Below are 24602 nucleotides of genomic sequence, written 5' to 3'. Positions count from 1 at the left end.
TTCAATTCCCCGGTTTCTTATTTATGCTCAGCAGTGCCCGATTTATTAACTTTTCCTAAAAATTGCCCATTTAAGGCCAACAATTTACTTTTAAGTAGTCCTTATTTAGAATTATTATATTTTTGGCGCTTTGTTCCACTAAATAACTAAACTAAAGATGAAGAAATTTCAATCTGTCAACCTGTTTGCGACTTTAACAGCTTTGTGCCTTTTTGCTGCAACATTTTTAACAGCTCAAAATCAGCCTGACTACCAATTGCATTTCAAAAATCAAACGTTCACTCCTGTTGAAAACGTAGTCGATTTTGCAGCATCACCTGCCATAACTGAAGATCAGCTTTTTGAAAACCAGTTTTTCGCTATTATCCAGTTTTATCAGATCCCCACTGATTCAGAGCGTCAAAACCTTTCGGCTGGCGGGATCCTCCTCCTGGATTATATTCCACATTACGGCTATTTTGCAGCTTTTCAAAGCGGGTTTGTCTCCATAGCACTCACGACAGGAAATATCAGGAGCATTGTTTCTGTTACTGATGCGATAAAGCTGGCGCCGTCACTCTTTACCCATGAGTTTCCGGAACATTCGCTTCGTGAGGATGGAAAAATTGAACTGTTGCTCAGCTATTTCTCAAATTTAGATCCTGAAAAGGTTTTGGCTGCGCTGACAAACCAGGGGTATGATGTAAAAGATCGGAATGATTTCAGCAAGTATGTGCATATAATCACCCCAATTGAAGATATTTCAATGCTTTCACAACTGCCTTTTGTTGTTTATCTCGAGCCAGTGTACCCCACTCCCGTACCGGATAATTATACAGGCAGAACATTGCATCGTTCCAATACAGTAGCCAATGATTTTTCAACTGGTCGTCATTATGACGGGTCAGGTGTAAACGTAATGCTTCAGGATGATGGGGTTATCGGTCCTCACATTGATTATGAAGGGCGGGTCTTGGCCCAATACATGGGAAACAATATTGGCGACCACGGTGATCACTGTGCAGGTATCATCATGGGAGGGGGAAACATTGACCCCACAACCCGGGGTAATGCTTTCGGAGCAAACCTCTATAATTACAGTGCTTCCAATTATGCGGGTTTCAACAATATTCCAGCACATTACGGCTCAAACCAAATCAGGGTTTCATCCACTTCCTACAGCGATGGTTGTAATGCGGGTTATACCACGTTAACCCGAACAATGGACCAGCAGATGCGCCTTTACACCAGATTATTGCATGTTTTCTCTGCTGGAAATGCCGGGGCTGATAACTGCGGATACGGCGCCGGAGCGGGCTGGGGAAATATCACAGGTGGCCACAAAGCAGCCAAAAACGTCATCGCTGTGGCTAATCTGAACTCTACCGACGGATTGTCAAGTTCCAGCAGTCGCGGCCCTGCTCATGACGGGCGTATTAAACCTGAGATTTCAGCTAAAGGAACAAGCGTGTACTCTACCATCAATCCAAACAATTATGGCTTTAAAACCGGGACTTCCATGTCATGCCCCGGGGTAGCCGGTGTGATCACACAACTCTTTCAGGCACACCGTGAATTAAATGGCGGCGCAGACCCTACGGGTGGAATGATGAAAGCTTTGGTGATGAACACCGCCGATGACCTTGGGAACCCTGGACCAGACTTCCGTTATGGCTTCGGCAGAATTAACGGTTTAAGAGCAGTTCAGGTATTGGAAGAAGGCCGATACGATTCAGCAACTATTGCAAATGGACAAACCATCGAACATCAGTTTATTGTTCCTGAAAACACAGCCGAAATGCGTGTGATGGTTTATTGGGTAGATTTCGAGTCAACAGTCAACACTAACTGGGCATTGGTTAATAATCTCGACATTAAAGTAACAGATCCCTCCTCATCCGAATGGTTGCCATGGGTGCTCAGCCATTATCCAAATCCTGACAGCCTCAATAAGACTGCTGTGCGCGGCATTGATGTTAGAAATAACCAGGAACAGGTTACGCTTACTTCGCCGGAACCAGGTCAATATACATTGTCAGTGACCGGCTCGACAGTGCCACAGGGACCACAAACCTATTATGTCATTTATGACTTTATCCCTGATGAAATTGTTCTTACTTATCCCTATGGAGGCGAAAAACTCGTTCCGGGAGCTGAAGAAATGATCCGGTGGGATGCTCCGGGGACTGAGGGTATTTTTGTGCTCGAATATTCGTTGGATAACGGCGATACGTGGCAAATGATCAGAAATGATATTGCCGGTAATGTTCGCTATTACAACTGGATCGTTCCTTCAACCATGACCGGTGAGGCGTGGGTCAGAATTTCGCGCGGTGAATCTGTCTCCCAAACAAATGCTCCTTTAACTATTGTGCCTGTACCAACCGGACTGTCTGTTGACTGGGCGTGTGAAAATGATCTGCATCTTAGCTGGAACGAGGTGTATGGCGCATCTGGATATACTATTTACAAGCTTGGACAAAAATATATGGACCCCATTGGCACAACCTCGACCAACTCTTTCATCGTCCAAGGTGTAAGCGCATCACAAATTCATTGGTTCAGCGTAAGTGCCCATGCACCAGATGGATCTGTCGGGCAACGGGCAATTGCCATCCAAAAAACCGCAGGAACTTTAAATTGCTATGGAACAGACGCGATGATGCTGGATGTCCCTTCAGTTACATGGGGATTATTCCAGTCATGCATGGAGCTCACAAGCCTTGGCGTTACCATCAAAGTAAAAAATTTCGGCCTTGAGCCCGTCATCGATCCCGATTTCAGTTACCAACTCAACGAAGGTGATATTTTTACAGAAACCTATACAGGCACAATTATGCCTGATTCCATCCTCACCTATACTTTTGCTGGAAACATCGATATTTCTCAGGTTGGTTCGTATGTCCTGAAAAGCTGGATAGTGTACGCTCCCGATCAAAATCCCGGCAATAACGAACTGATTACCAATTTTGAAGTAATCGAAGGGGTTTCGATGGCACCGGGAAACCTGCAAACAATGGAAGAATTTGAATTGTGCCTACCGGCGCCAATCTGTGAACTCTACACCTGCAATCTCGCCGATGGCTGGATAAACCTCACTAACCAGGTGCTTGACGATGTGGACTGGAGAACCTGGCGGGGTGGTACCTACTCTTTTGAAACAGGTCCATCAGCCGATCATACAACCGGTGATCCTCTCGGACAATATCTTTACCTTGAACCCTCAGTGGGTTGTTATTTCAAAGAGGCTGTTTTATCTCTTCCTTGCATTGATCTGACCAATGGGCAAAGTCCTGCACTCAGCCTCTGGTATCACGCCTACGGTTCGGATATGGGACGACTGCATGTTGACCTCTTTGACGGTACACAAATCATCCGCGACATTGTGCCACCGGTAGTTGGAAACCAGGGTGATGAATGGCATGAACTGATCGTGGACCTCGCACCCTGGAACGGGTCAGTGATTGGCCTTAGAATAAGAGGGTACACAGGCAGCGGAGAAAAAAGTGACATGGCAATTGATGATATTGCCATCACAGATATTACATCTGTCGATAATATTAGATCAACCGAAACTCAAGTGCAGGTTTATCCTAATCCGGGGAAAGGAATGTTCAATGTTTCTCTACTTGAAATCCCTGCAGGAGATTATCAACTGACAGTTACCGATATTTCAGGAAAAACCGTTCATAGTGACAACGTTAAAGTATCGGACAACCAATTCACAAAATCACTTAATCTAACAAAACTTACCTCTGGCGTTTACCTCCTCGAAGTTAAATCCGGCACAAAAAGTTATCAAACCAAATTGCAAATCAGGTAGATAAACAAACTTTAAAAAATTGAACCCCTCCTGATACATTTTCTGGCGGGGTTCAATTTTTTTAGGAAAAGTAATTGACAAAATGCAATTCAATTTGTTTACCTCAGTAAACCGTTAAATCTTTATAAACATCAAAATAAATTTTTATGCGAATTTCAATCATCATTTCATTGGTAGCAATAATGCTGGCTTCGTGCAACGAAGGAATTGACAAGTCAAAACAAAAAAGTGAAAAACTTGATGAAATCATGAACACTTTAGCTTCAGGAAATCAGCGAAAGGCCAAAGTTCTCGAAGCTACAGATGCCGGAACCTACACTTATGTTAAACTTGATGACAACGGCAAAATTTTTTGGGCTGCAATTACCGCCAGGCCGATTGAGGTCGGGCAACTTTATTCCTATGTAGAAGGAATGATGGTAAAAGATTTCGAAAGTAAACAACTGGGTACAACCTTCGACTCAGTGATGTTTATCCAGGATTTTGGAAATGAAAATGGTGGGCATAAAGATAACCTTGCCAAATCTGTTCCCCACGACCACACCAAAACTTCGGTGCAAGCGGGCTTAAAGGTTGAACCAGCAAAAAACGGAATTACCATTGCAGGAATTTTCAGCAATAAAAAAATGCTCGAGGGGACAAAAGTGGTCGTAAGAGGTCAGGTGGTGAAAATCAGTCAAAACATTATGAAACGTCACTGGATACATATTCAGGATGGGACTGAAAGTGAGGGCAGTTATGACCTGACCATTACATCAACATTGCCGGTGGATTTCGCAGTTGGCGATATTGTTACTTTTACAGGGACCTTAAGTGTTGATAAAGACTTTGGCTCAGGATACCAGTACGATGCTATCCTTGAAGATGCAACCTGGCAGTTCAACACTTCGTTATAGTCTTAAAGACGTTTGGTCAGATTTACATATACCCTGTAAAACTTCATACTTTTATCAAAGGTGCTTTCATAGTTTAATGAAGCGAACATTTTCCATTTCATTTGGAGATTTAAGTTGAGTTCCAGCAAGTCCTGGGCAAGAGAATATTCCTGGTTAAAATAATCATACTTGTTGTGCCGGTATCCGGCAGAAGCATACAATGTACCCCTTATCAGGTCCCGTGACAACCTTACACCATAAACTTTTCCCTTTAAATACCCCGTTTCCAGAAAAATTGCAGTGATATTGGCCGAAAGGCCCCAAACAGGCAGGCGGGCAAAGTTCACATAAGTATAAAGGTTTTTTGACGACCTCATATCGCCGGGTCTGTTTCTGTAACCCGCCTTCACTCCAACATCGATGTTCCTTACAGGCCTCAGGTTTGCCGAGAGTACGAATCCCTGGAGTGTTTCAGTCTCAAGCAGCTTTTCAATAAACGATTTGTACGTTTCATACAAAATCAGATTATTACGGGCACTATAAGCCAGTGATACTGAGAAATTGCTGAACATCCGGTAACGTAATTGCAAGTATAAATTACTAAGATTGAAGGTGTTTTGCTGTTGGTCGTTTAGTTTTTTGTACAAATCAAATTCTCCTGAACCGAAAAAATAAACCTTCTTTACAATCCTGCTGGAATGCTGGATGTATAAAAAACGCCTGTCGGTATTCCAGTCATTTTCCTGGTCAACGATTGCAATGGTATTTAGCATGGTGAGTTTATCCTTAGCCAGTTCGTGACTGGCATAGATTCCTGCCTGGAAAAGTTTGAAGTTGTAGCTGTAATCCGTCCAATCCGGCCTTGAACCAGCCAATGCTCCGACAGTGATCTTATTGAACTTTTTCTCAAACTGAATACCATCAACAGCTCCCAGGCTTGAAACCTTTGGGTTGATCATTCGCCCAAACCACAGATTTTTATCTTCACACACCTGATAATGAAGGCTCAGGTTGTAAATTTTTAATCCGTTATGGATGTTGCTTTTTATCTCATCCCATACATTATTTCTGTGACTGAATGAAATGTAACTCTTAAACGAAAGTCTTGATTCTCTTATGTTTTTCATATTCAGCGCCATCACATATCTCATGCGCTGACCATCATCGGCAATAGTGTTTGAAAAGTCAGAATAAGAAGAAATAGAAAACCTTCCGGAGATTTCCTGCTGTACACTTCTTGCAGGAATTTGACTTTCTATTGTATCGCTTTGAGGGGTGACAAACGGCAATAAAACAACTTCTTCCACCTCTGGTGGTATTGTGTTCTTGCCAATGGATTCAATTTTTGGAAATGTAGAAATCTTATCTCCGACAGACAAATTGATTCCTTCGATGGGTGCGCAAAGGCATGAAATGGAAGAAAGGCTTTCGACAACAAGGGCAGGGATCAACACCCCATCGCGCTGAAAATAGAGCGTATCTCCGGCTTTCACCGTTTCAGTAGATTCAAACCGGACATAAACATTGCTGGCACTTTTGTAAGTGATTGTTCCATATACTTTTCCATCATCTGCCTGCTGTCCGAAGGACTTAAAACCGCAGAAGGTGATCAGTAAAATGGTAACGATAACTTTCAAAAAATTAATCATCGATTCTGATATTTACGTCCATCTTATTCATTTGCATTGGCGCTCTGCCGTTGGGATGACATGCATAGCAGGCCAGGCTGTTGTATTGGTATCCCGGAACATCTTCATGTTCATCATCCATATCTGGCTGGTTGTGTTCATGGCAATCAATGCAGCTAAAAATGGCATAATTACCCGGGTTGATATGGCAGTCCACGCAGGCATCCCATTCATCTTTGTGCTTTCCGCTGTATATTGGAAAATACATGGCATCATGATTAAATGTTGATGGTACCCAAACACTTTGTGTATGACAGGTCTCACATTCTATCGGAAACTGAGCCGAGAGATGTGGGGGATTATTAGACTGATTGTACTGCTCTTCATGGCAACCAAAGCAACTGTTGGGAGTGTTGTTGTAGTTTCCGTTATGACATTCCGCACAATTGTTGGCAATGGCACTGTGCGCTCCTTCCAGCACATAATAATCATTATGGTTATTAAGGGTGGCAGGTTCCCATCCTGGCTGTGTGCTGTGGCATAAAGCACAATCATTGGCAAAACCGAGCTCGACATGATTTGGGTTGACTGATGTGTTGAAATCGGGTTCATGGCAGGCAAAACAATCGGTAGGTGTGCCTGCATAACTATTTTCGTGGCAATCAATGCAGCCTGCTATTATGTGTGCTCCAGTAAGGGGAAATGACGAGGTGTTGTGATTGAATGCGCCCGAGGCTTCTCCTGTCGGATGACACTCGTAACATGCGGTACTTTCATAAATATAACCTCCCACTCCCTGATGCTCCCTGTCCGTGTCGATTTGGTTGTGCTCGTGACAATCAATGCAACTGAATAAACCATAATTACCAGGAGCAGTATGGCAGTCAGTGCAGGATTCCCACTCACCGTTATGGTTGCCGCTGTAAATTGGGAAATATTGCCCGTCATGATCAAAAGTAGAAGGCTCCCAGGCTGCTGTGGAGTGGCATAGCTCACATTCGGTGGAAAATTGAACGGCTTCATGAGGAGGATCAGTAGTCTGGTTGTAATTTTCTAGATGGCAACCGACGCAAGCATTTGGCGTGTTGTTGTACTGGCCGTTATGGCAGTCGGCGCAATTGTTGGCAATTTCGGCATGTGCGCCTGTCAACACATAAACTTCGTTATGCTGGTCAAATGATGCAGGCTCCCATCCCACCTGAGTTGTGTGGCATAATGCGCAATCAGTGGCAAAACCGAGTTCAACATGATTTGGATTTATCGACTGGGTATAGTCCGGTTCGTGGCATGCAAAACATTCGAAAGGTGTACCTGCATAACCATTTTCGTGGCAATCAATGCAGCCGGTTAATATATGTGCTCCAGTGAGGGGAAATGACGAGGTGTTGTGATTGAAGGCGCCTGAGGCTTCTCCTGTCGGATGACACTCGTAACATGCGGTACTTTCATAAATATAACCTCCCACTCCCTGATGCTCCCTGTCCGTGTCGATTTGGTTGTGTTCGTGACAATCAATGCAACTGAATAAACCATAATTACCAGGAGCAGTATGACAGTCGGTGCAGGATTCCCACTCACCGTTATGATTGCCGCTGTAAATAGGGAAATATTGCCCGTCATGATCAAAAGTAGAGGGCTCCCAGGCCGCTGTGGAGTGGCAAAGATCACATTCGGTCGAAAATTGAACCGCTTCATGAGGAGGATCAGTAGTCTGGTTGTAATTTTCTAGATGGCAACCGACGCAAGCATTTGGCGTGTTGTTGTACTGGCCGTTATGGCAGTCGGCGCAATTGTTGGCAATTCCAGCATGTGCACCTGTCAAGGCATAAACTTCGTTGTGCTGGTCAAATGTTGCAGGCTCCCATCCTGCCTGGGTTGTATGGCATAAGGCGCAATCATTGTCAAAACCGAGTTCGACATGGTTTGGATTAATTGACTGGGTGTAATCAGGTTCGTGACAGGCAAAACAATCAGTTGGAGTACCGGTATATCCTGAAATATGGCACCCGCTGCAAAGTGTTTGAAGATGGAACCCAGTAAGCGGAAAAGCAGTGGCATTGTGATCGAAACTATCATCGCTCGTGCCAGTCGGGTGACATCCATAGCAAGCCATACTTTCGTATAAATAACCACTAATATCATCATGCTCGTTATCCATGTCATTTTTATTGTGTTCATGACAGTCAGTGCAAGTGAATACGGAGAAGTTGGAAAAATCGCTGTGGCAATCCGCACAATCATTCCATTCGCCATTGTGTTCTCCAGAATAAATTGGGAAGTACAGGGCATCATGTTCTCTGTAATCGGCAGGCTTCCAATCTGGAGCTAAAGTATGACAAGTGTTACATTCTGTCGAAAAACCTGAAGCAGTATGGTTGGGGTTATCCGAAGCATAATAATCTTGTTCGTGGCAGGAAAAGCAATCGTTGGAGATATTAGAGTAATCAGCCCCTGGAGTATGGCATTGAAAGCAATCGGCAATGTTGTGCCCCTGGTTGAGAGGGAAAAAACTGTGATCAATTCCAACCCCGGTCCATGTAAAAGTATAGAGGTTATGACATTCAGCACAATTTGTAGAATAGTTGTTCTCAACATGATTTGGATTAGTGGCAGCCAGATAATCATCTTCATGACAAGCGACACATTCTGTATCTAATGGTTCAAACCGAAGTAAACTTGCAGAAACGTGGCAATCAGAACAAGCGGCTGTGACATGGGGTCCAATCAAAGGAAAACGGCTCATCTGGTGAATCTCGGTTATATTGGGGACCAACCAGTTTTGAGGAGTATGACACCTTTCACATTCCATACCAACAGTTTGTTCATGAATGTCGGTATGACATGAAATACACTCCGTTTGGGCTTCATAAAAAATCAGCGAAACATGACAGCCCCGGCAATTAAAAGTCTGATGCTGCCCGGCGAGGGGAAACTGTGTGGTACTGTGATCGAAACTATAATGTTCCTTGTCCAGTTGCCATCCTTCAGGACTGTGGCATATTCCACAATCCATTTCAAACTTTTCGCCATGTGGTGATTTTGTCGCCTGGAATGCGACAAAAAGGATGGGTACCACAACCAGAAAAATTAATGACAGTCTTTGCATTGGAAACGCTCCATTTTATATTGTGTATAAACCCTGTCCCCCTGAACAACTTCTAAATGACATTTTTTACATGCCACATCTTTATGCTTTCCGTCAAGGGGGAATCTTGTATTGTTATGATCGAAATGGCTGGCTTCCCAGTTTTCGAAGGAATGACAATGCAGGCAATCTGTTTGACCACCTTCATTAAATTGGTTGAAATGAACATCTTCATGGCATTGGATGCACTCCGATGTCAAAATATTGAAGCGCTGTGCCTTAACGCCATCAAACATTGGGAAATGACACGCCCGGCAAAGCTGCTTCGCATGTTCACCCTCAAGTTCAAATTCAGTGAGTGAATGATCAAAGTTTACATCACGCCAGCGGGAAGTTTCATGGCATGTATTGCAGTCCGAATCGGGATAATATTTTTTGTCAATTAAGTCGTTATGGATATCTTCATGACAATCGTTGCATGTGATCCCGATATTTCTGAAATTCCATGTCTCATCTTTATAGTGACAGGCAAAGCAGGGTGTTGCAAGATGCGCCCCGGTGAGCGAAAAATGGGTTTCATTGTGTCTTTCGATAGTAAACGATGAACCCTGAAAACCTTGTACAGTATGGCATGAAATACAATCAGCCCGCTTGTCATCAGTCGTAAACTGGCCTTTGTGATAATCTTCATGACAATCCATGCAGGAATTGTGGGGCAATGGATCGGTATATTTTGTTTTATGGCATTTTTTGCAATCAACGCTGATATGTTTTCCCTCCAATGGGAAGGGGGTACGGTTATGATTAAAAACATTCAGGTCCGGCAAAATATGAAATGATTCTTCAGTGTGACATTGCTTGCAATTCGACCCGAATTTGTTGTTGTGAACATCCACGTGACAATTGGTGCAGTTTGCAAATGCCACCCCTTTAAATACCTGGAAAGTCTTTCCGTTCTGTTCTTCAATTTTATGACATTTAATACATTCAACCTGTTGATGTTTCCCGCGCAATTGGAATTTTGAATTTTTGTGATCGAATTTAGGCGCGGGTTTAAATCCTTCAAAATTATGGCAATCCAGGCAATTTTCCTGCAGCGTTTTCTGATGGTAGTCGTCGTGGCAGGAAAGACAGGTTGTTTCCAGACCCAGGTAAGTACTCTGTTTCTCTTTTAGTTTTGAATCCTTTATAAAATCATTGTTATGGCAATCTTTACAATCTTTATTTGCATGGGCTCCTTCCAATTTATACCCGCTCAGGTCATGATCAAACTTATTGGGATCGAACCGGATAATCTGAAAGTTCCTCCCATGATGATCGTTATGGCACTCAAAACAGTTCCTGGCTTTTACTTCTGAGGATGCATGGTAACCCCTTTTCTGTCCAATAAGCGTTTTGATCGCAACATGACAATCAAGGCATTTTTCATCCGTTACTTTATCCCCTAAGGTATGGCATTTGGTACAGTTAGACAAGCCTTCGAGATGAGCATGTACTGCGGCCAGGTCACCAGGTGAAATCTGTCCGTTGACCAGCAAGGCGAGGATCAAATGGAACACAAGGGTGATTGATATTTTTACATTCTGCTCATTCATTTCGGTATGATTACTTCATGGTTAGATCAATGCTTTAAAATGCTTTCCCCATATTTACTTGTTATTTCGATGCCGGCTTTTTTTAAAAACTCAGTGGGCAATTCACCGCCCGCAAAGATAAAAACCAGGTCGTTTTTAATTTTCAGCGATTCTCCATTTTCTTCAACTTTGAGTGTGATTGTGGCCTCCTCAATCGCTGAAACGGTTGAACTAAATTTTATATCTATTTTCCCCAACCCAATCGCTTCTTCAATTTTGATTTTATTTTTAGCCTTAATCCTGCTAAATGTTTCACCCCGATAAGAGAGTAGAACATTGTTCTGATTGGCAAGCAAAAGTGCAGATTCGATGGCAGAATCACCACCCCCCACAACCAGAATATTTTTCCCTGTAATGATTTCTGGTTCAAGCAGCCTGTAGGCGACCTTTATTGACTGTTCTCCCGGTATGTTTAGTTTTCGTGGTGTCCCGCGACGCCCGATAGCCAGCAGTACACATTTTGATGTGTAAGTTGTCCCATCAAGGGTCTTTAATTGAAAGTGATGATTAACCGGGATGATTGCATCGACTTTTTGATGTTCGCGGATAGTGATCCCGTTTTTTTTCAACACCTCCAACCAAAGTTCAAGCAATTGGGGTTTACTTGTTTCATATAGTTTGACTTTGCCGTGCAGGGGCAAATTCATGGGAGAAGTCATGACAATTTTTGAACGGGGAAAAGTAAAAACCGTTCCTCCCAGTGAATCCTGCTCTAAAGTAATGAAATTAAGGTTGTGCTTTTTAGCGGTCAGTGAAGCCGATATTCCTGCCGGACCAGCGCCAACAATAATCAGATCATAATCGGCGCCGTGTTTTTCTTTGATTTTTTTTACAATATTCTCCACTGCCTGCCTCCCCTGCTCCACAGCATTTTTGATTAATCCCATGCCTCCAAGTTCACCGGCAATGAATATACCAGGTATATTGGTCTCGAAATTTTCGTTTACGTGAGGTAGGTCAACGCCACGTTTTTCGGTGCCAATACACAAAGTTATGGCTTCGGTGGGACAGGCATGAAAGCATGCCCCATGACCTACACAGCGCGATGCATTAATGGTTGTTGCTTTCCCGTTAACAATGCCCAGAATATCTTTTTCAGGACACGCTGCAATGCATGCACCGGTTTTTATGCAACTGCCCGGATCAACTACCGGATGCAACGAAATGGGTTCAAAAAGCCCTTCCTCCTTTGCCAGTTTGATTTTCTCTTCAGTTTTTCTTGAAATACTCTTCTGCCTCCGCAGGTAAATAAACACCACGAACAGGCATAATGTAATAACAAGCGCGTAGGTCAGAATCTCTTCAATAATTACTTCCATCGTTAAAATATCCAGTGGTAACCAAATGTGACAGTGACAATAATATGAATAACCATAATAATCAGCATAACAAGGGCAAATGGCAGATGGGCTACATGCCAGTACCGGAAAAGGTTCTGCATCATATTGAGCCTTTCAATTCTGCGGTTTATTGCCATCTCATCCTTAACCAACCTGAGAATTTTCCTCATATCTCCTTTTGCAAGGTCATCCCGTTTCAGTAAGACCTTTAACTTCCTTATTTGCTTTACATCAGCTACAAAATTACTACTGAAAATAAATCCCCCGGCTTTTGTCGCATCCCGATTGGTTTTTGAAATCAAATTTTCGATACCAGCGATGCTATTATCATCCAGATTGTAATTTTCCCTTATTATGTTGTCAATATTCTTCTTCATCGTGCGAATTTCATTCAGACTTAACTCCCTGCCCTCAATACTTCGGGGGATTTGAATGTAGATAAACCTTCCGACAATGCCACTTAGAAAAACTGCTACCATACTCCAGAAACTAATAGCTACAATACCGCCGAACTTAAATGTAGTATGGCTTAGGATTAATAAAGGACCAAGCGTACAAAGGAAGATGTGAAACTCAAGCCAGTGCTTGAGAAATCCCATCCGTGATAAAAAGCGATACCTTTTTCGGGCCATGTAAGAAACCACTCCAAAAATCATGAATAATGAACCCAAAATACCCAAACCATGACCAATAATCCCGCTGGATTTTAAATTTTGGTGATCCGGGTGAAAATATCTTTCTTCAAGTGGGACCTGATAATATGACGATCCTAAAAAATACAGCATGATCATTGATCCGAGGACAATGATAGAAAGGATGAAAATGAACGCTATGTGCCCATTTTTTGTCAAAATCAGTTTTAGTTAAGTGTTCATGAGAAATTGATTCCTAAACTAAAGTAAACTATGATGATAAAATGATGTGATTGTCAAAAGAGGCAAGAAAGGAAATAATGCGTGCGAAAGTTTAATATTGAATTTATTAACAGCAATTCCCACCTCCAAAAATGCAACAACATACTTCAAATCAGTCCAGTTTTGATATTAATATTTTCCTCTTACTTAATGGTGCACGCAAGAAAACTCTTAAAATGTGATATTCAAAACAGGCGTTTTCTTGCTGACACATATTTTAAACAGGAACAAAATTAACATTTTTGAAAAACTCTCCATTCTTTCACTGAAAAATTAAACTACATGGATATTTCCCGGAAAAACAGAACCTTATTCAACTGATCATCACCGTTTCAATTTGATACTTTTACAAAACCAGTCCTTTTAGCGTTTGGTCATTGCTTGTAAAAATTAAGTTGTGCTCATGTTATTCCACAAAACCATCTCATCAAAACTATCTTTGATTATTTTTGCCAATGGATTTTTAAAAAATATTTACAGCGGGATAGTAAAATGACTGGTAGGTTGAAAATAATCAGCATCTTTCTTTTACAATTCGTGTTCGCAGATTTATTTCTGCTTGCCGAGGTAAAAATCATTGGAACACCGCCAGTAAGGAATTATGATCACTCCATCGTACAAGCGGGAACCCAGAACTGGATGATAGATATCGGCTCGTCGGGCCTTGCTTATTTTGCCAACAATGACGGGGTGCTTGAGTTTGACGGGTTGAAATGGCGTAAGTATCCGTTGCCCTTACGCACAGTTGTGCGCAGTATAAAAGCCACAGGAGATGGTCGAATTTATGCCGGTGGATACAATGAGTTAGGATTTTTTGAAGCTGATTCAACCGGCGATTTGGTATTCCATTCACTTTATCAGTTAATCCCGGAAAACCTCAGAGATTTCGGCGATATTTGGAAGATACACGAGGCAGCAGGTGGGATAGTATTTCAAACTTTCACCCAACTAATGATCTACCGCAATGATACCCTGAAAGTGATCGAAGCGCCCGGCATGTTTCATTTTTCCTTTATGGTAAACGATCAGTTATTCATCAATGATCAGATGCAGGGACTATTTTTACTTAAAGATGATCAACTGGTACAATTGAATGGCGCCGGGAAACTGGCCGGGAAACTTATTTGGGCCATGCTTCCAAAAGGTAAATCAATTTTGATCGCTACTGCAGATGAAGGCATTTTTATGTGGGACAATAACAGCATTACAGAATGGGCCACTCCAGTTTCAGAGCGGCTCAAACAATTCCAGGTGTTTTGTGCCTTACCGCTTGACGGCGCCACATGGGCGTTTGGAACTATTCAGAACGGCGTTGTAATTTGTGATACAGCGGGCAACTTGTTGCAGCACATCAACATCAATAAAGGGCTGCAGAACAATACAGTGTTGAGTTTACAAGTTGACCAGTTTTCAAATCTCTGGCTGGGACTGGACAATGGGATTGATTATGTCGAGATCAATTCGCCATTAACCTTCTTTTCCACCTATAACAATCTGAGTTCAGGGTATACGGCGGTAATGCATCAGGGGCGAATCTATTTCGGAACAAACCGGGGTGTTTTTTACCATGACTGGAAGTCCCTTATCAGGGGCGGTACAGATCAAAAGTTTAACCTGGTGCCGGGAACTCAGGGACAAGTTTGGGCATTGGAGGTTATTGATGGAACGTTATTTTGCGGGCACAATTCTGGCATTTTTGTGATCAATGAGACCCGGGCTGAGATGGTCTCCAACATCCAGGGAGGATGGTCTTTTATTCAGCCCACAGGGCAGAAGGATATTGTGATTTGCGGGACCTACACTTTTCTGGTCAAGTTTGAACGGAAGAATGGAAAATGGTCAAAAGGAACCCAGATAAAAGGATTTAAGGAATCATCAAAGTTTCTTGCCAATGCCGATTCGCAAAGCATTTGGATTAGCCATGGTTACAAGGGTGTTTTTCGTGCACATTTTAACGAAGCCTATGATAGTATTGTCCGTGTTGATTTTTTCAACAGACGGAATGGCTTCCCCTCTGATAAAGATATTAGTGTTTTCGATATCGGCAGTAAACCCGTTTTTACAACAGGCAAGGGTATTTACAGGTATTCGCCCGAAACCGACAGTTTTGTTTTGGATGAACGCCTTTCAAATCGTTTATCGCGAAGTGACATAAATATCCTGAAAGAAGACACGCAAGGAAATATCTGGTATTTTACTCTGGATGAAGTAGGCGTTTACAGGAAAAAGGAAGACGGGAATTTTGCCGAGGTCGAAATCCCTTTCAGGGAACTCAAAGGTAAGTTTATTAAATGGTTTCAGTTTGTTTACCCCCACGACGAAAAAAATGTTTTTATAAGCACACAGTCGGGATTTGCCCATTACACCCCGAATTACAGCAAGGATTACCAGCAACCTTTCAAAGCATTTATCAGAAGTATGCAGATTCTTTCTGGGATTGATTCGCTGATTTATAAAGGAACTCCTTCAGGGAATCATTTTACAGCAACCTTACCTTTTAGATACAATCATCTTCAATTTGAATTTTCAGCCAATGATTTTGAAAACCCCGATCATCTGAGGTTTTTGACACAACTTGAAGGTTTTGAAGAAGACTGGTTGGATTGGAAAAACGGATCATTGCGGCAGTTCACCAATCTGAGTCATGGGGATTACGTATTTAAAGTTAAAGCCATCAACATTTTTGGCGTTGAAAGCGAAACGGCCACACTGACCTTCACTATCCTTCCTCCTTGGTATTTAAGCAAATATGCTTATGCTTTTTATGTGATTTTGCTGATTCTGCTGATCCTGCTTTTTGGAAAATACATGCGCTACAGAATTGAGAGGGCACGAAAAGCTGCTGAAGAAGAGCAGAGACAACTCTTTATTGAGCGTGAAAAACAGTTGCAGATCGATTCGCTGCTGGCCGAGCAGGAGGTGATAAAGTTGCGCAACGAGAAACTTCAATCGGAGAAGATCCAAAAAGATAAAGAGCTGGCCAATACTACCATGCAGATCATTCAGAAAAGCAAATCACTGACAGCCATTAAAAATGATCTCCGTAAACTGATGAGAGAGTTGGGCAAACACCCTGCGGTGAATCAGATTCACGGCATCAATAAAAAGATCAACCGCAGCATTGATTCAGAAAAACAATGGGAAGTTTTTGAAAGTCATTTTGAAAATGTCCATGAAGAGTTTCTCAAACGGCTCAGGAAAAACTATCCTGACCTCTCGCCACGGGAATTAAAACTATGCGCCTACCTCAGGCTCAATATTTCGAGCAAAGAAATTGCCACTTTGATGAATATATCGTTGAGGGGAGTTGAAATCAGCCGTTACCGTCTCCGTAAAAAACTGCAACTCGATCATGATACGAACCTGACGGATTTTATTCTGAATTATTAATGATGTCAGTTGATCTATGATTACAATTGGTAAAACATAACCCACGATTTCATCCCTGACATTTGGGTAAAAAAACAGGTCTTGACTAATGGTAAAAGTCGCAGGCAAAAACTGTTGTTTTTAATTTTATATCAATTTATAATTCAACGATTTAAATCCTAATTGATGTAGTGTTGATGTAGGTTATTGTTTGTTCTGTTGAGTTTTTGAGAATGTCAAAAATTTTTATCACTAAAATATGTATATTAACTTTGTGCTCAGATTTCGGAACATAAACTTATTAAAAATCAAATGATGCCTTATGAGTAAACAATTTACAAGTTTAATGATCATCTTACTGATCATTGTGACATCCCTCAGCGCTCAACAACGCAGCCTAACGGGTGTTGTGACCTCTGCTGATGATGGCTTGCCTATCCCCGGGGTGACCGTACTTGTTAAAGGTACGTTTACCGGAACCACTACGGACATAGACGGAGCATTTACGTTAAATGATGTACCGGCTGAATCGACAATTGTCTTTTCCTTTGTTGGGATGAAAACCATGGAAGTTGTGTACAGCGGCCAGCTGATTATCAATGTATCCATGGAGTTTGAGTCCACGGGTTTGGATGAGTTGGTGGTGATTGGCTATGGTACCGTAAAGAAAAAGGATTTAACCGGTGCTGTATCTACTGTGGGATCAAGTACTATTGACAGGCTGAAACCTGTAAAAGTTGAAGAAGCCTTGCAAGGAACAGTAACAGGTGTGAACGTTACTCCGCAATCCGGGGCTCCGGGCGCAGGTCTGGATATCAGGATCAGGGGTATTTCCACTAACGGCGATGCATCACCGGTAGTGATCATCGACGGATACCAGGGAGACCTGAATACGCTCAACCCTAACGACATCGAGACTATTACAGTACTCAAAGATGCCCAGGCTGCCATTTATGGAACCGTTGGCGCCAATGGAATTATCCTTGTCACCACAAAAAACGGTAAAAGAGATATGCCCACCAAAGTGGATATCAACAGTTCGTTTGGAATCCAGGAAACCACCCGCATGCTCCCTTTGCTTAATGCGACCGAGTACGCTGTGATTTTAAATGAAAGTTATGTAGCTAATGGTCAGGCGATGCCATACCCTGATATTTCAGGCCTGGGTGAAGGTACCAATTGGCAAAGTGAACTGTTTGAATCTGCGCCTATCCTTGACAATAACATCAGGGTTTATGGCGGTTCAAGCAGTATGAATTACTCCATCAGTGCATCAGATTTGCGTCAGGAAGGTATCATTGGAGGAGACAAGTCAGGATTTGCCAGAAACACCGCCCGTATGGCAATGGGGGCAGACCTTACTGATTGGCTTAAGGTAAATACCACATTAACCTACACCTATATTAACCGTAGTTCATTTAATGATTTTGGATTAGGATCGGTGCTGTTCAATGCTGTGAATATGCCATCAACCGTGCCCATTTACAAACCGGGCGGGGATTTTAATCCGGCGCCGTCAAACCTCGGAATCGAAATTATCAATCCGTTACAGCAGGTTGCCAACACTTTCAACGATTACAATCTGAACAAATGGAACGGGAATGTTGGCCTCGATGCAAGTTTTGCTCAACATTTTACAGCTACAACCCGTATCGGGTTCAATTCGACTACGGCCAAGTACAAATCATTCTCCAAGCAAGTGGATTATGGCGGAAAAGTATTTGACGTAACCCGCAGCAGTGTTTATCAAAGCCGTGACAATTTCAATGATTACACATTCGATGCTTTTGTCACCTATGATAATACTTTGGAAGATGTTCACCATATCACTGGTACTATTGGTACAACAATATTTAAAACCTATGGAGACAATCTGAATGCAACAGGCTGGGATGTTCCCAATAATTCATGGGACTTTGCCGATATCAGCCTCGCTAACGGACTGGTAGATTCGAAAACAACGGGTTCTTACACCTATGACCAGCGCAGGCTCTCTTATTTTGCCCGTGGTCAATACGATTACATGGGCAAATACCTGGCATCGGTGATGCTAAGACGTGATGCCTCTACCAAATTCGGCCCGGACAATACCGTGGCCTATTTCCCTTCAGCAACCCTCGGATGGATCATCTCGGATGAATCATTCATGGACAAATACAAAGACATAAACCTGCTGAAATTCAGATTGAGCTACGGTATACTGGGCTCAGATAAAATTGGTGATTACCGGTTCATTTCAACCTTAAATGGCGAGGGCACCTATGTATTGGATAACCAACTTGTGAATGGCAGGGCTATTGGTCCACTGGCTAACCCCAGCATCAAATGGGAACAATCGGAACAGTTTGACCTTGGTTTTGATTTGCATTTCCTGAATGACAGGCTCGAGTTTATGGCCGACTATTTTGTTAAAACCACAGAAAACCTGCTGATCAGTAATATCCCGGTATCCGGTATTTTCGGTACCTCAGCTCCCGGTGCTGCAGCTCCTACATCCAATGCTGGAACTGTGCGTAACAGTGGCTTTGAATTTTCCACCGGTTACCGTGGTATGGTTGGAAAAGATTTTAGTTACCAGGTAAATTACAACCTGACCTTACTTAATAATGAAGTACTGGAAGTAAATAATGGAACGGGTTTCGTCGAAGGAGGAAGCTTTGGTGTCGGTCAACCGCTGCCGGCACGGATGGAAGTTGGCCTTCCTATAGGATATTTTTATGGATATCAAACGGACGGTGTTTTCCAGTCTCAGGCTGAAGTGGATGCTCATCCCTCTCAAATCGCTCTAGGCGCCGAAGCTCAACCCGGTGATATCAGGTATGTTGATACCAATGGTGATGAAATCATCAATTCAGACGACAGAACCAATATTGGAAGCCCCATACCTGCATCCCTGATGGGTTTGAACCTGACTTTGAAATATAAAAATTTCGACTTTACTGCTTATGCCTTTGCAAGCATTGGTAACGACATTGTAAGAAATTACGAACGTACACAGCCGAATGTTAACCGCATGAGCTATATCATGGACAGGTGGACAGGTGAAGGAACAAGCAACGACGTGCCCAGGGTAACCACCGCCGCCACTGCCAATAATATCTTCTCCGATTTTTATGTCGAAGACGGATCCTATGTAAGACTTCAAAGAATGGTGCTTGGTTACCGTATCCCTGAAATGACAAGCATGAAAATTGGCATACAGGAGGTTCGCTTCTATTTTGCCATCAACAACTTGTTTACACTCACAAAGTACCAGGGATTTGATCCTGCAGCTTCAAGTGGAGCTCCCATTGGTTCAGGCTTCGATGATGGTTTCTATCCTGCAGCCCGGACTTACCTTTTTGGATTTAACATTAACATATAATTCGAAAGCCATGACAAAGAATATATTTAACAAAACAGTTTTAACGGGGCTTTTTACCATCACTGCATTTTTCATTTCATGTTCTGATGATTTTGTAAAAGTATCCCCGGAGTATTCCATTGATTCGGAAAACTATTTTAACTCGCCAGACGACTATTATATGGCGCTGGTAGCTACTTACGACCTGCTGCAAACCACCTATGCCAATGCAATACTTGGCGAAATTGCATCCGACAATACCCTTTGCGGTGGGGAAAGCCCAACCGATGTCATTGGATGGCAGCAGGTTGACGATATGATCCACACATCTACCAACAGTAACCTCAAGGATATCTGGAACTGGATGTTTGCCGGTGTGCAGCGTGCGAATTATTTCATGGAGTTTAAAGATAAAATCGATTTTGACGGCAAAGAGCATATGATCGGCGAGGTCCGGTTTCTGAGAGCTTATTACTATTTTGAACTGGTAAAATGGTTTGGACCAGTTCCACTGAAAATTGATAAGCGGTTTCAACTGGGTGATGAAACCTCAATTCCGCGTTCACCTGTTGCAGATGTTTATGCTCAGATAGAAGCTGATCTGATCTATGCCTCGGAAGTTCTGACAGCCAATCCGACAACAATTGGCCAGGTTTCCAAAGGAGCAGCACAATCGTTGCTTGGCAAGGTTTATCTCTACCAGGACGAATTTACCGAAGCTGCAAATGTGCTCGAACAGGTGATAATGGATGGAAATTATTCACTAGCGACTAACTATAATGATATGTGGGAAATGGAGGGAGAAAACGGTCCCGAATCGGTTTTCGAAGTTCAATATACTGATGTTGAAGGCGCCGGATTCGGTTGCCTCCAATGCAGTGAGGGGAACATAGCTGTGGGCTTTAGCGGCGTTCGCGGTTACGACGGACCACTATTTTCGCCCGGGTTCAGTTTCAATGTGCCAGTTCAAAAGGCAGTTGATGCTTTCGAACCGGGAGACCTTCGCGTCGGGGTCACTATTCTCGACATACAGGCCTGGGCTGATACTATGGGTGCTGCCTACACTACCGGCAACGAGCATACCGGGTATTTCAACCGTAAATATCTTCCCCGTAAAAGAAGACCCGAGGCACAAAACGACCTTAATCTGACCAACCCCAATAACTACAGGGCTATCCGCTATGCCGATGTTTTACTTATGGCTGCCGAAGCACTCAACCGTGGCGGTATTGATGACACAAGGGCGCAGGATTATCTGAATTTGGTTCGCCGAAGGGCATTTGGCGACAATAATCATGACGTCACCTTAACCGGTGCTGCACTCACTGATGCCATCTGGCATGAACGCTATGTGGAACTGATGGGCGAAGGTCATCGTTTCTTCGACCTCGTGCGCACTGGCCAGGCTGCCAGCGAGATTGATGGGTTCATAACCGGAAAACATGAATTGTTTCCCGTTCCCATCGAAGAGATAAATTTTTCAAATGGAAACTGGATGCAAAATTCTGGTTACTAATCAATAAACAATAGATGTATATGAATAAGATGAAAAATATATTCCTGATTGTTGTAATCCTGTTCGCCGGCTTAGCCTGTGAAAAGGAAATTGACAACCTTGACAAAGTAAACAATGTAACTGCACCGAAAATCAATGCTGTAACCTACGATATAGCACAGGATAATTCAGGTTTGGTTTCAATCATGCCGCAGGCCGAAGGTGTTACCGGGTATAAAATTAAATTCGGCGACGTTGAAAATGAAGTACCAGCAGAATACACCGTGAATGACAAAATTACCCATACCTACGCCGAGGGGGTTTTCAAAGTTGAAATCACGGGAGTTGGTCTTACCGGCCTGACAAATACCTACCAGGAGGACCTAACCGTTTCGTTCAAGGCGCCAGAAAACCTGGTTGTTACCATCCAGGCTGACGCAGTAAATCCAAGGATCATCAATGTGTCAGCCATTGCCGATTATGCTGCGGTGATGGACATTTTTTTTGGCGATACGATTGACGAAATTCCGGTCACCGTATTACCGGGAGAGGTTGCCTCAAACTTTTACGAAGAACCAGGTGATTACGAAATTAAGGTTGTTGCCAGGAGCGGAGGAGCAGCAACCACAGAATACACTGAAATGATCACCATTTCAGCGGCATCCGACCCGGTTAATCTTCCAATCAACTTTGAATCTTTTACTGTAAACTATGCTTTTCTCGACTTTGGCGGAAATACCGCAACAGTAATTGACAATCCGGATCAAAGTGGTATCAACACCAGCGCGCGGGTTGCAAAAGCAGTGAAAGGTGCAGGTGCAGAGATTTGGGCCGGCAGCCTCCTGATTCTTGAAACCCCGATAGACTTTTCGACGAATAAACTCTTCAAACTTAAAGTCTGGTCGCCGAAATCAGGGGCGGTTGTTAAACTTAAGGTAGAAAACCTGGATAGTGGTGAGATTGCATTTGAAGCAGATGCAACGACAAGTACAAGCAATTCATGGGAAGAGCTGGAATACGATTTCTCTGCCATTGATGTGAGCCAAACCTACCAAAAGATTGTGTTTTTCTTCGATTTTGGTAATGTTGGCGATGATGCCACTTATTATTTCGATGATGTGAAACTTGTCGCCGGAAGTGCACCTTCCACACTCCCTATTCAGAATTTTGAAGGCGAACCCCCGGCATTCATAGCTTTCGGAAATATTGCCGACATCGAAATACTTGCAAATCCTGATCCCTCAGGTTTAAACACTACAGCTACTGTAGCCAAACTTACAAAAACATCCGGTGCTGAAACATGGGCCGGGGCGTTCTTTGAACATACCCAGGTACTCGATCTCGAAAACTACAAAACAATGAAAGTTGCTACGTGGTCGCCGGTGAGTGGAATTGTTGTCAAATTAAAGATTGAAAACCAGGATGCAAGCGTCACCCATGAGGTGGATGTAACCAACACAACTGCCAATGCCTGGGAAGAACTCGAGTATGACTTCTCCGGTGCACCTGCAGCTGATTATATCCGCATCGTGATTTTCTTCGATTTCGGAAATCCGGGTAATGGCAACGAGTATTACTTTGACGAAATTGAGCTGAAAGGTGAAGGTGGAGGCCCGGGTGCAGGAGTGGTTTTTGCAGATTTTGAAGGCGAACCCATCACTTTTACCGACTTCGGTAATGGTTACGCATTTGTCACCGAAAATCCTGATCCTACCGGGATCAATACATCAGGCCATGTAGCTGAATTTAACAAGCCACAGGGCGCTGAAACATGGGCCGGCAGTTTCTTCGATCTAAGTTACAATCTTGATCTTGACACTTACACCTCTATTAAAGTAAAAACCTGGTCGCCAAAAACAGGAATTATTGTCAAACTGAAACTCGAAAATTCAGCTAATGGTAATGAAGCATTCGAAGTTGATATGACAACGACTGTCTCGGATACCTGGGAAGAGCTCATTTTCAATTTCAGTGCAGCACCCGATTTTTATTACGACCGCGTGGTTATCTTCTTTGATTTTGGTAACCTGGGTGATGATACTACTTATTACATTGACGATTTAACGCTAACCAATTAATAATGATAAACATGAAAAAGCATAACCTCATTGCATTTATTACAATCATTGGCATGTTATTCATTTCCAATTCATGCCAAAAAGATGAATATGACCTGGGAGAATTGGTTGCACCAACCAATGTGACCTTAAGCTTTGAAATCGTGGGAGCCGATGCCGAAAACCCAAATGGAGACGGAAGCGGACTGGTCAATTTCACAGCTACAGCTTTAAACGCCATCACCTATACTTTTGATTTTGGGGATGGCTCAAGCCCTATGATCTCGGCAAGCGGTAAAGTTACAAAGCGTTTTTCCATCACCGGAGTAGTTGCTTACAATGTGACTGTTCATGCTGTCGGAACCGGCGGAATTACCTCTGTAAAATCTACACAACTTGAGGTATTAAGTACTTTCGAGGATGCCGAAGCAGTTCAGTATCTCACAGGAGGCAGCTCCAAAACCTGGTATTGGGCTTATGATCAACCCGGATTTACCGGCTTAGGACCAACAGCTGAAGATTATGGTAATGCCGAATTCACCTGGGCAGCCTGGTGGAGCATCTCGGCCAACGATCCAGCCAAAGCCTGCATGTACGATGCAGAATTCGTTTTTACCAAAACAGCAACAGGGATGACCTTCGAGCAAACAATCGGCCCGGCCTTCATTCCTGGAACTTATGCCGGAAAAATCGGCGTTGAGGGTGATGTGTGTCACGACGAAACAGTGGCTTATCCACTTTACGGTGTGAAAAATATCTCACTTTCCCCGTCTTCTTCCAATGCCTCAGTTGTCGGGCAATACCGTGGTACTACCATGACTTTTTCCAATGAAGGATTTATGTGCTGGTGGGTGGGCGCAAGCGAATATGACATCATCGAAGTGACCGATAATATCCTCAGGGTGAGGATTAAAGAAGATGATACTTACGCCTGGTATCACACTTTCACCAGTGTTAAACCCGAATAATCAGAACAATTAAAAACTTTATTGTAGTGGCTTTCTCATATTTCATAAGGTTAGTTAAGTAATAAGTAAGCGTTGCAGGCAGGATAAAAAAT

Annotated in this window: 12 protein-coding genes; 7 read left to right on the top strand and 5 right to left on the bottom strand. The window is 43.0% G+C overall.

Annotation, left to right across the window (positions count from 1 at the left end; translation table 11 throughout):
* Window positions 1-157: 157 nt before the first annotated feature.
* Together IH598_02965 and IH598_02960 are read left to right on the top strand one after the other, a co-directional pair.
* Window positions 158-3802 (top strand): S8 family serine peptidase, encoded by a 3645-nt coding sequence (locus IH598_02965; GenBank protein ID MBE0637460.1) that lies wholly within the window; start codon window positions 158-160, stop codon window positions 3800-3802.
* Window positions 3803-3948: 146 nt separating this feature from the next.
* The gene (locus tag IH598_02960) at window positions 3949-4698 is read left to right on the top strand and encodes a DNA-binding protein (GenBank protein ID MBE0637459.1); all 750 of its coding nucleotides are present in this window, start codon (window positions 3949-3951) and stop codon (window positions 4696-4698) included.
* Between the two features lie 2 nt (window positions 4699-4700).
* On the opposite strand, the gene IH598_02955 is transcribed toward IH598_02960, so the two are convergent.
* From IH598_02955 to IH598_02935, 5 genes are read right to left on the bottom strand one after another with little or no spacing between them, the layout of a single operon-like run.
* The gene (locus IH598_02955) at window positions 4701-6326 is read right to left on the bottom strand and encodes a hypothetical protein (GenBank protein ID MBE0637458.1); all 1626 of its coding nucleotides are present in this window, start codon (window positions 6324-6326) and stop codon (window positions 4701-4703) included.
* The gene (locus IH598_02950; GenBank protein ID MBE0637457.1) at window positions 6319-9411 is read right to left on the bottom strand and encodes a hypothetical protein; all 3093 of its coding nucleotides are present in this window, start codon (window positions 9409-9411) and stop codon (window positions 6319-6321) included. The genes IH598_02955 and IH598_02950 overlap by 8 nt, the downstream gene beginning before the upstream one ends.
* Window positions 9393-10985, bottom strand: a complete 1593-nt coding sequence (locus IH598_02945) for a cytochrome C (GenBank protein ID MBE0637456.1) — start codon at window positions 10983-10985, stop codon at window positions 9393-9395. Before IH598_02945 ends, IH598_02950 begins: the two co-directional genes overlap by 19 nt.
* A 26-nt stretch (window positions 10986-11011) precedes the next feature.
* The gene (locus IH598_02940; protein ID MBE0637455.1) at window positions 11012-12343 is read right to left on the bottom strand and encodes an NAD(P)-binding domain-containing protein; all 1332 of its coding nucleotides are present in this window, start codon (window positions 12341-12343) and stop codon (window positions 11012-11014) included.
* A gap of 2 nt (window positions 12344-12345) precedes the next feature.
* Window positions 12346-13215, bottom strand: a complete 870-nt coding sequence (locus IH598_02935) for a hypothetical protein (protein ID MBE0637454.1) — start codon at window positions 13213-13215, stop codon at window positions 12346-12348.
* Between the two features lie 567 nt (window positions 13216-13782).
* On the opposite strand from IH598_02935, the gene IH598_02930 reads away from it, so the two are divergent.
* The 5 genes from IH598_02930 to IH598_02910 all read left to right on the top strand — a co-directional run bounded on the left by IH598_02930 (window position 13783) and on the right by IH598_02910 (window position 24510).
* Entirely contained in the window at window positions 13783-16668 is a 2886-nt protein-coding gene (locus IH598_02930) for a hypothetical protein (GenBank protein ID MBE0637453.1), read from the top strand.
* 301 nt (window positions 16669-16969) lie between these two features.
* The gene (locus IH598_02925) at window positions 16970-20011 is read left to right on the top strand and encodes a TonB-dependent receptor (GenBank protein MBE0637452.1); all 3042 of its coding nucleotides are present in this window, start codon (window positions 16970-16972) and stop codon (window positions 20009-20011) included.
* Window positions 20012-20021: 10 nt separating this feature from the next.
* Window positions 20022-21506 carry a RagB/SusD family nutrient uptake outer membrane protein gene (locus tag IH598_02920; protein MBE0637451.1) on the top strand — a complete coding sequence of 495 codons (1485 nt, stop codon included), beginning with the start codon at window positions 20022-20024 and terminating at the stop codon, window positions 21504-21506.
* Between the two features lie 20 nt (window positions 21507-21526).
* The gene (locus IH598_02915) at window positions 21527-23563 is read left to right on the top strand and encodes a hypothetical protein (protein MBE0637450.1); all 2037 of its coding nucleotides are present in this window, start codon (window positions 21527-21529) and stop codon (window positions 23561-23563) included.
* A gap of 11 nt (window positions 23564-23574) precedes the next feature.
* Window positions 23575-24510 carry a PKD domain-containing protein gene (locus IH598_02910; GenBank protein ID MBE0637449.1) on the top strand — a complete coding sequence of 312 codons (936 nt, stop codon included), beginning with the start codon at window positions 23575-23577 and terminating at the stop codon, window positions 24508-24510.
* The last annotated feature ends 92 nt before the right edge of the window (window positions 24511-24602 follow it).

It is taken from the genome of Bacteroidales bacterium (genome assembly GCA_014860585.1).
Lineage (GTDB): Bacteria > Bacteroidota > Bacteroidia > Bacteroidales > 4484-276 > RZYY01.
This window is presented reverse-complemented; position numbering and strand designations above follow the sequence as displayed.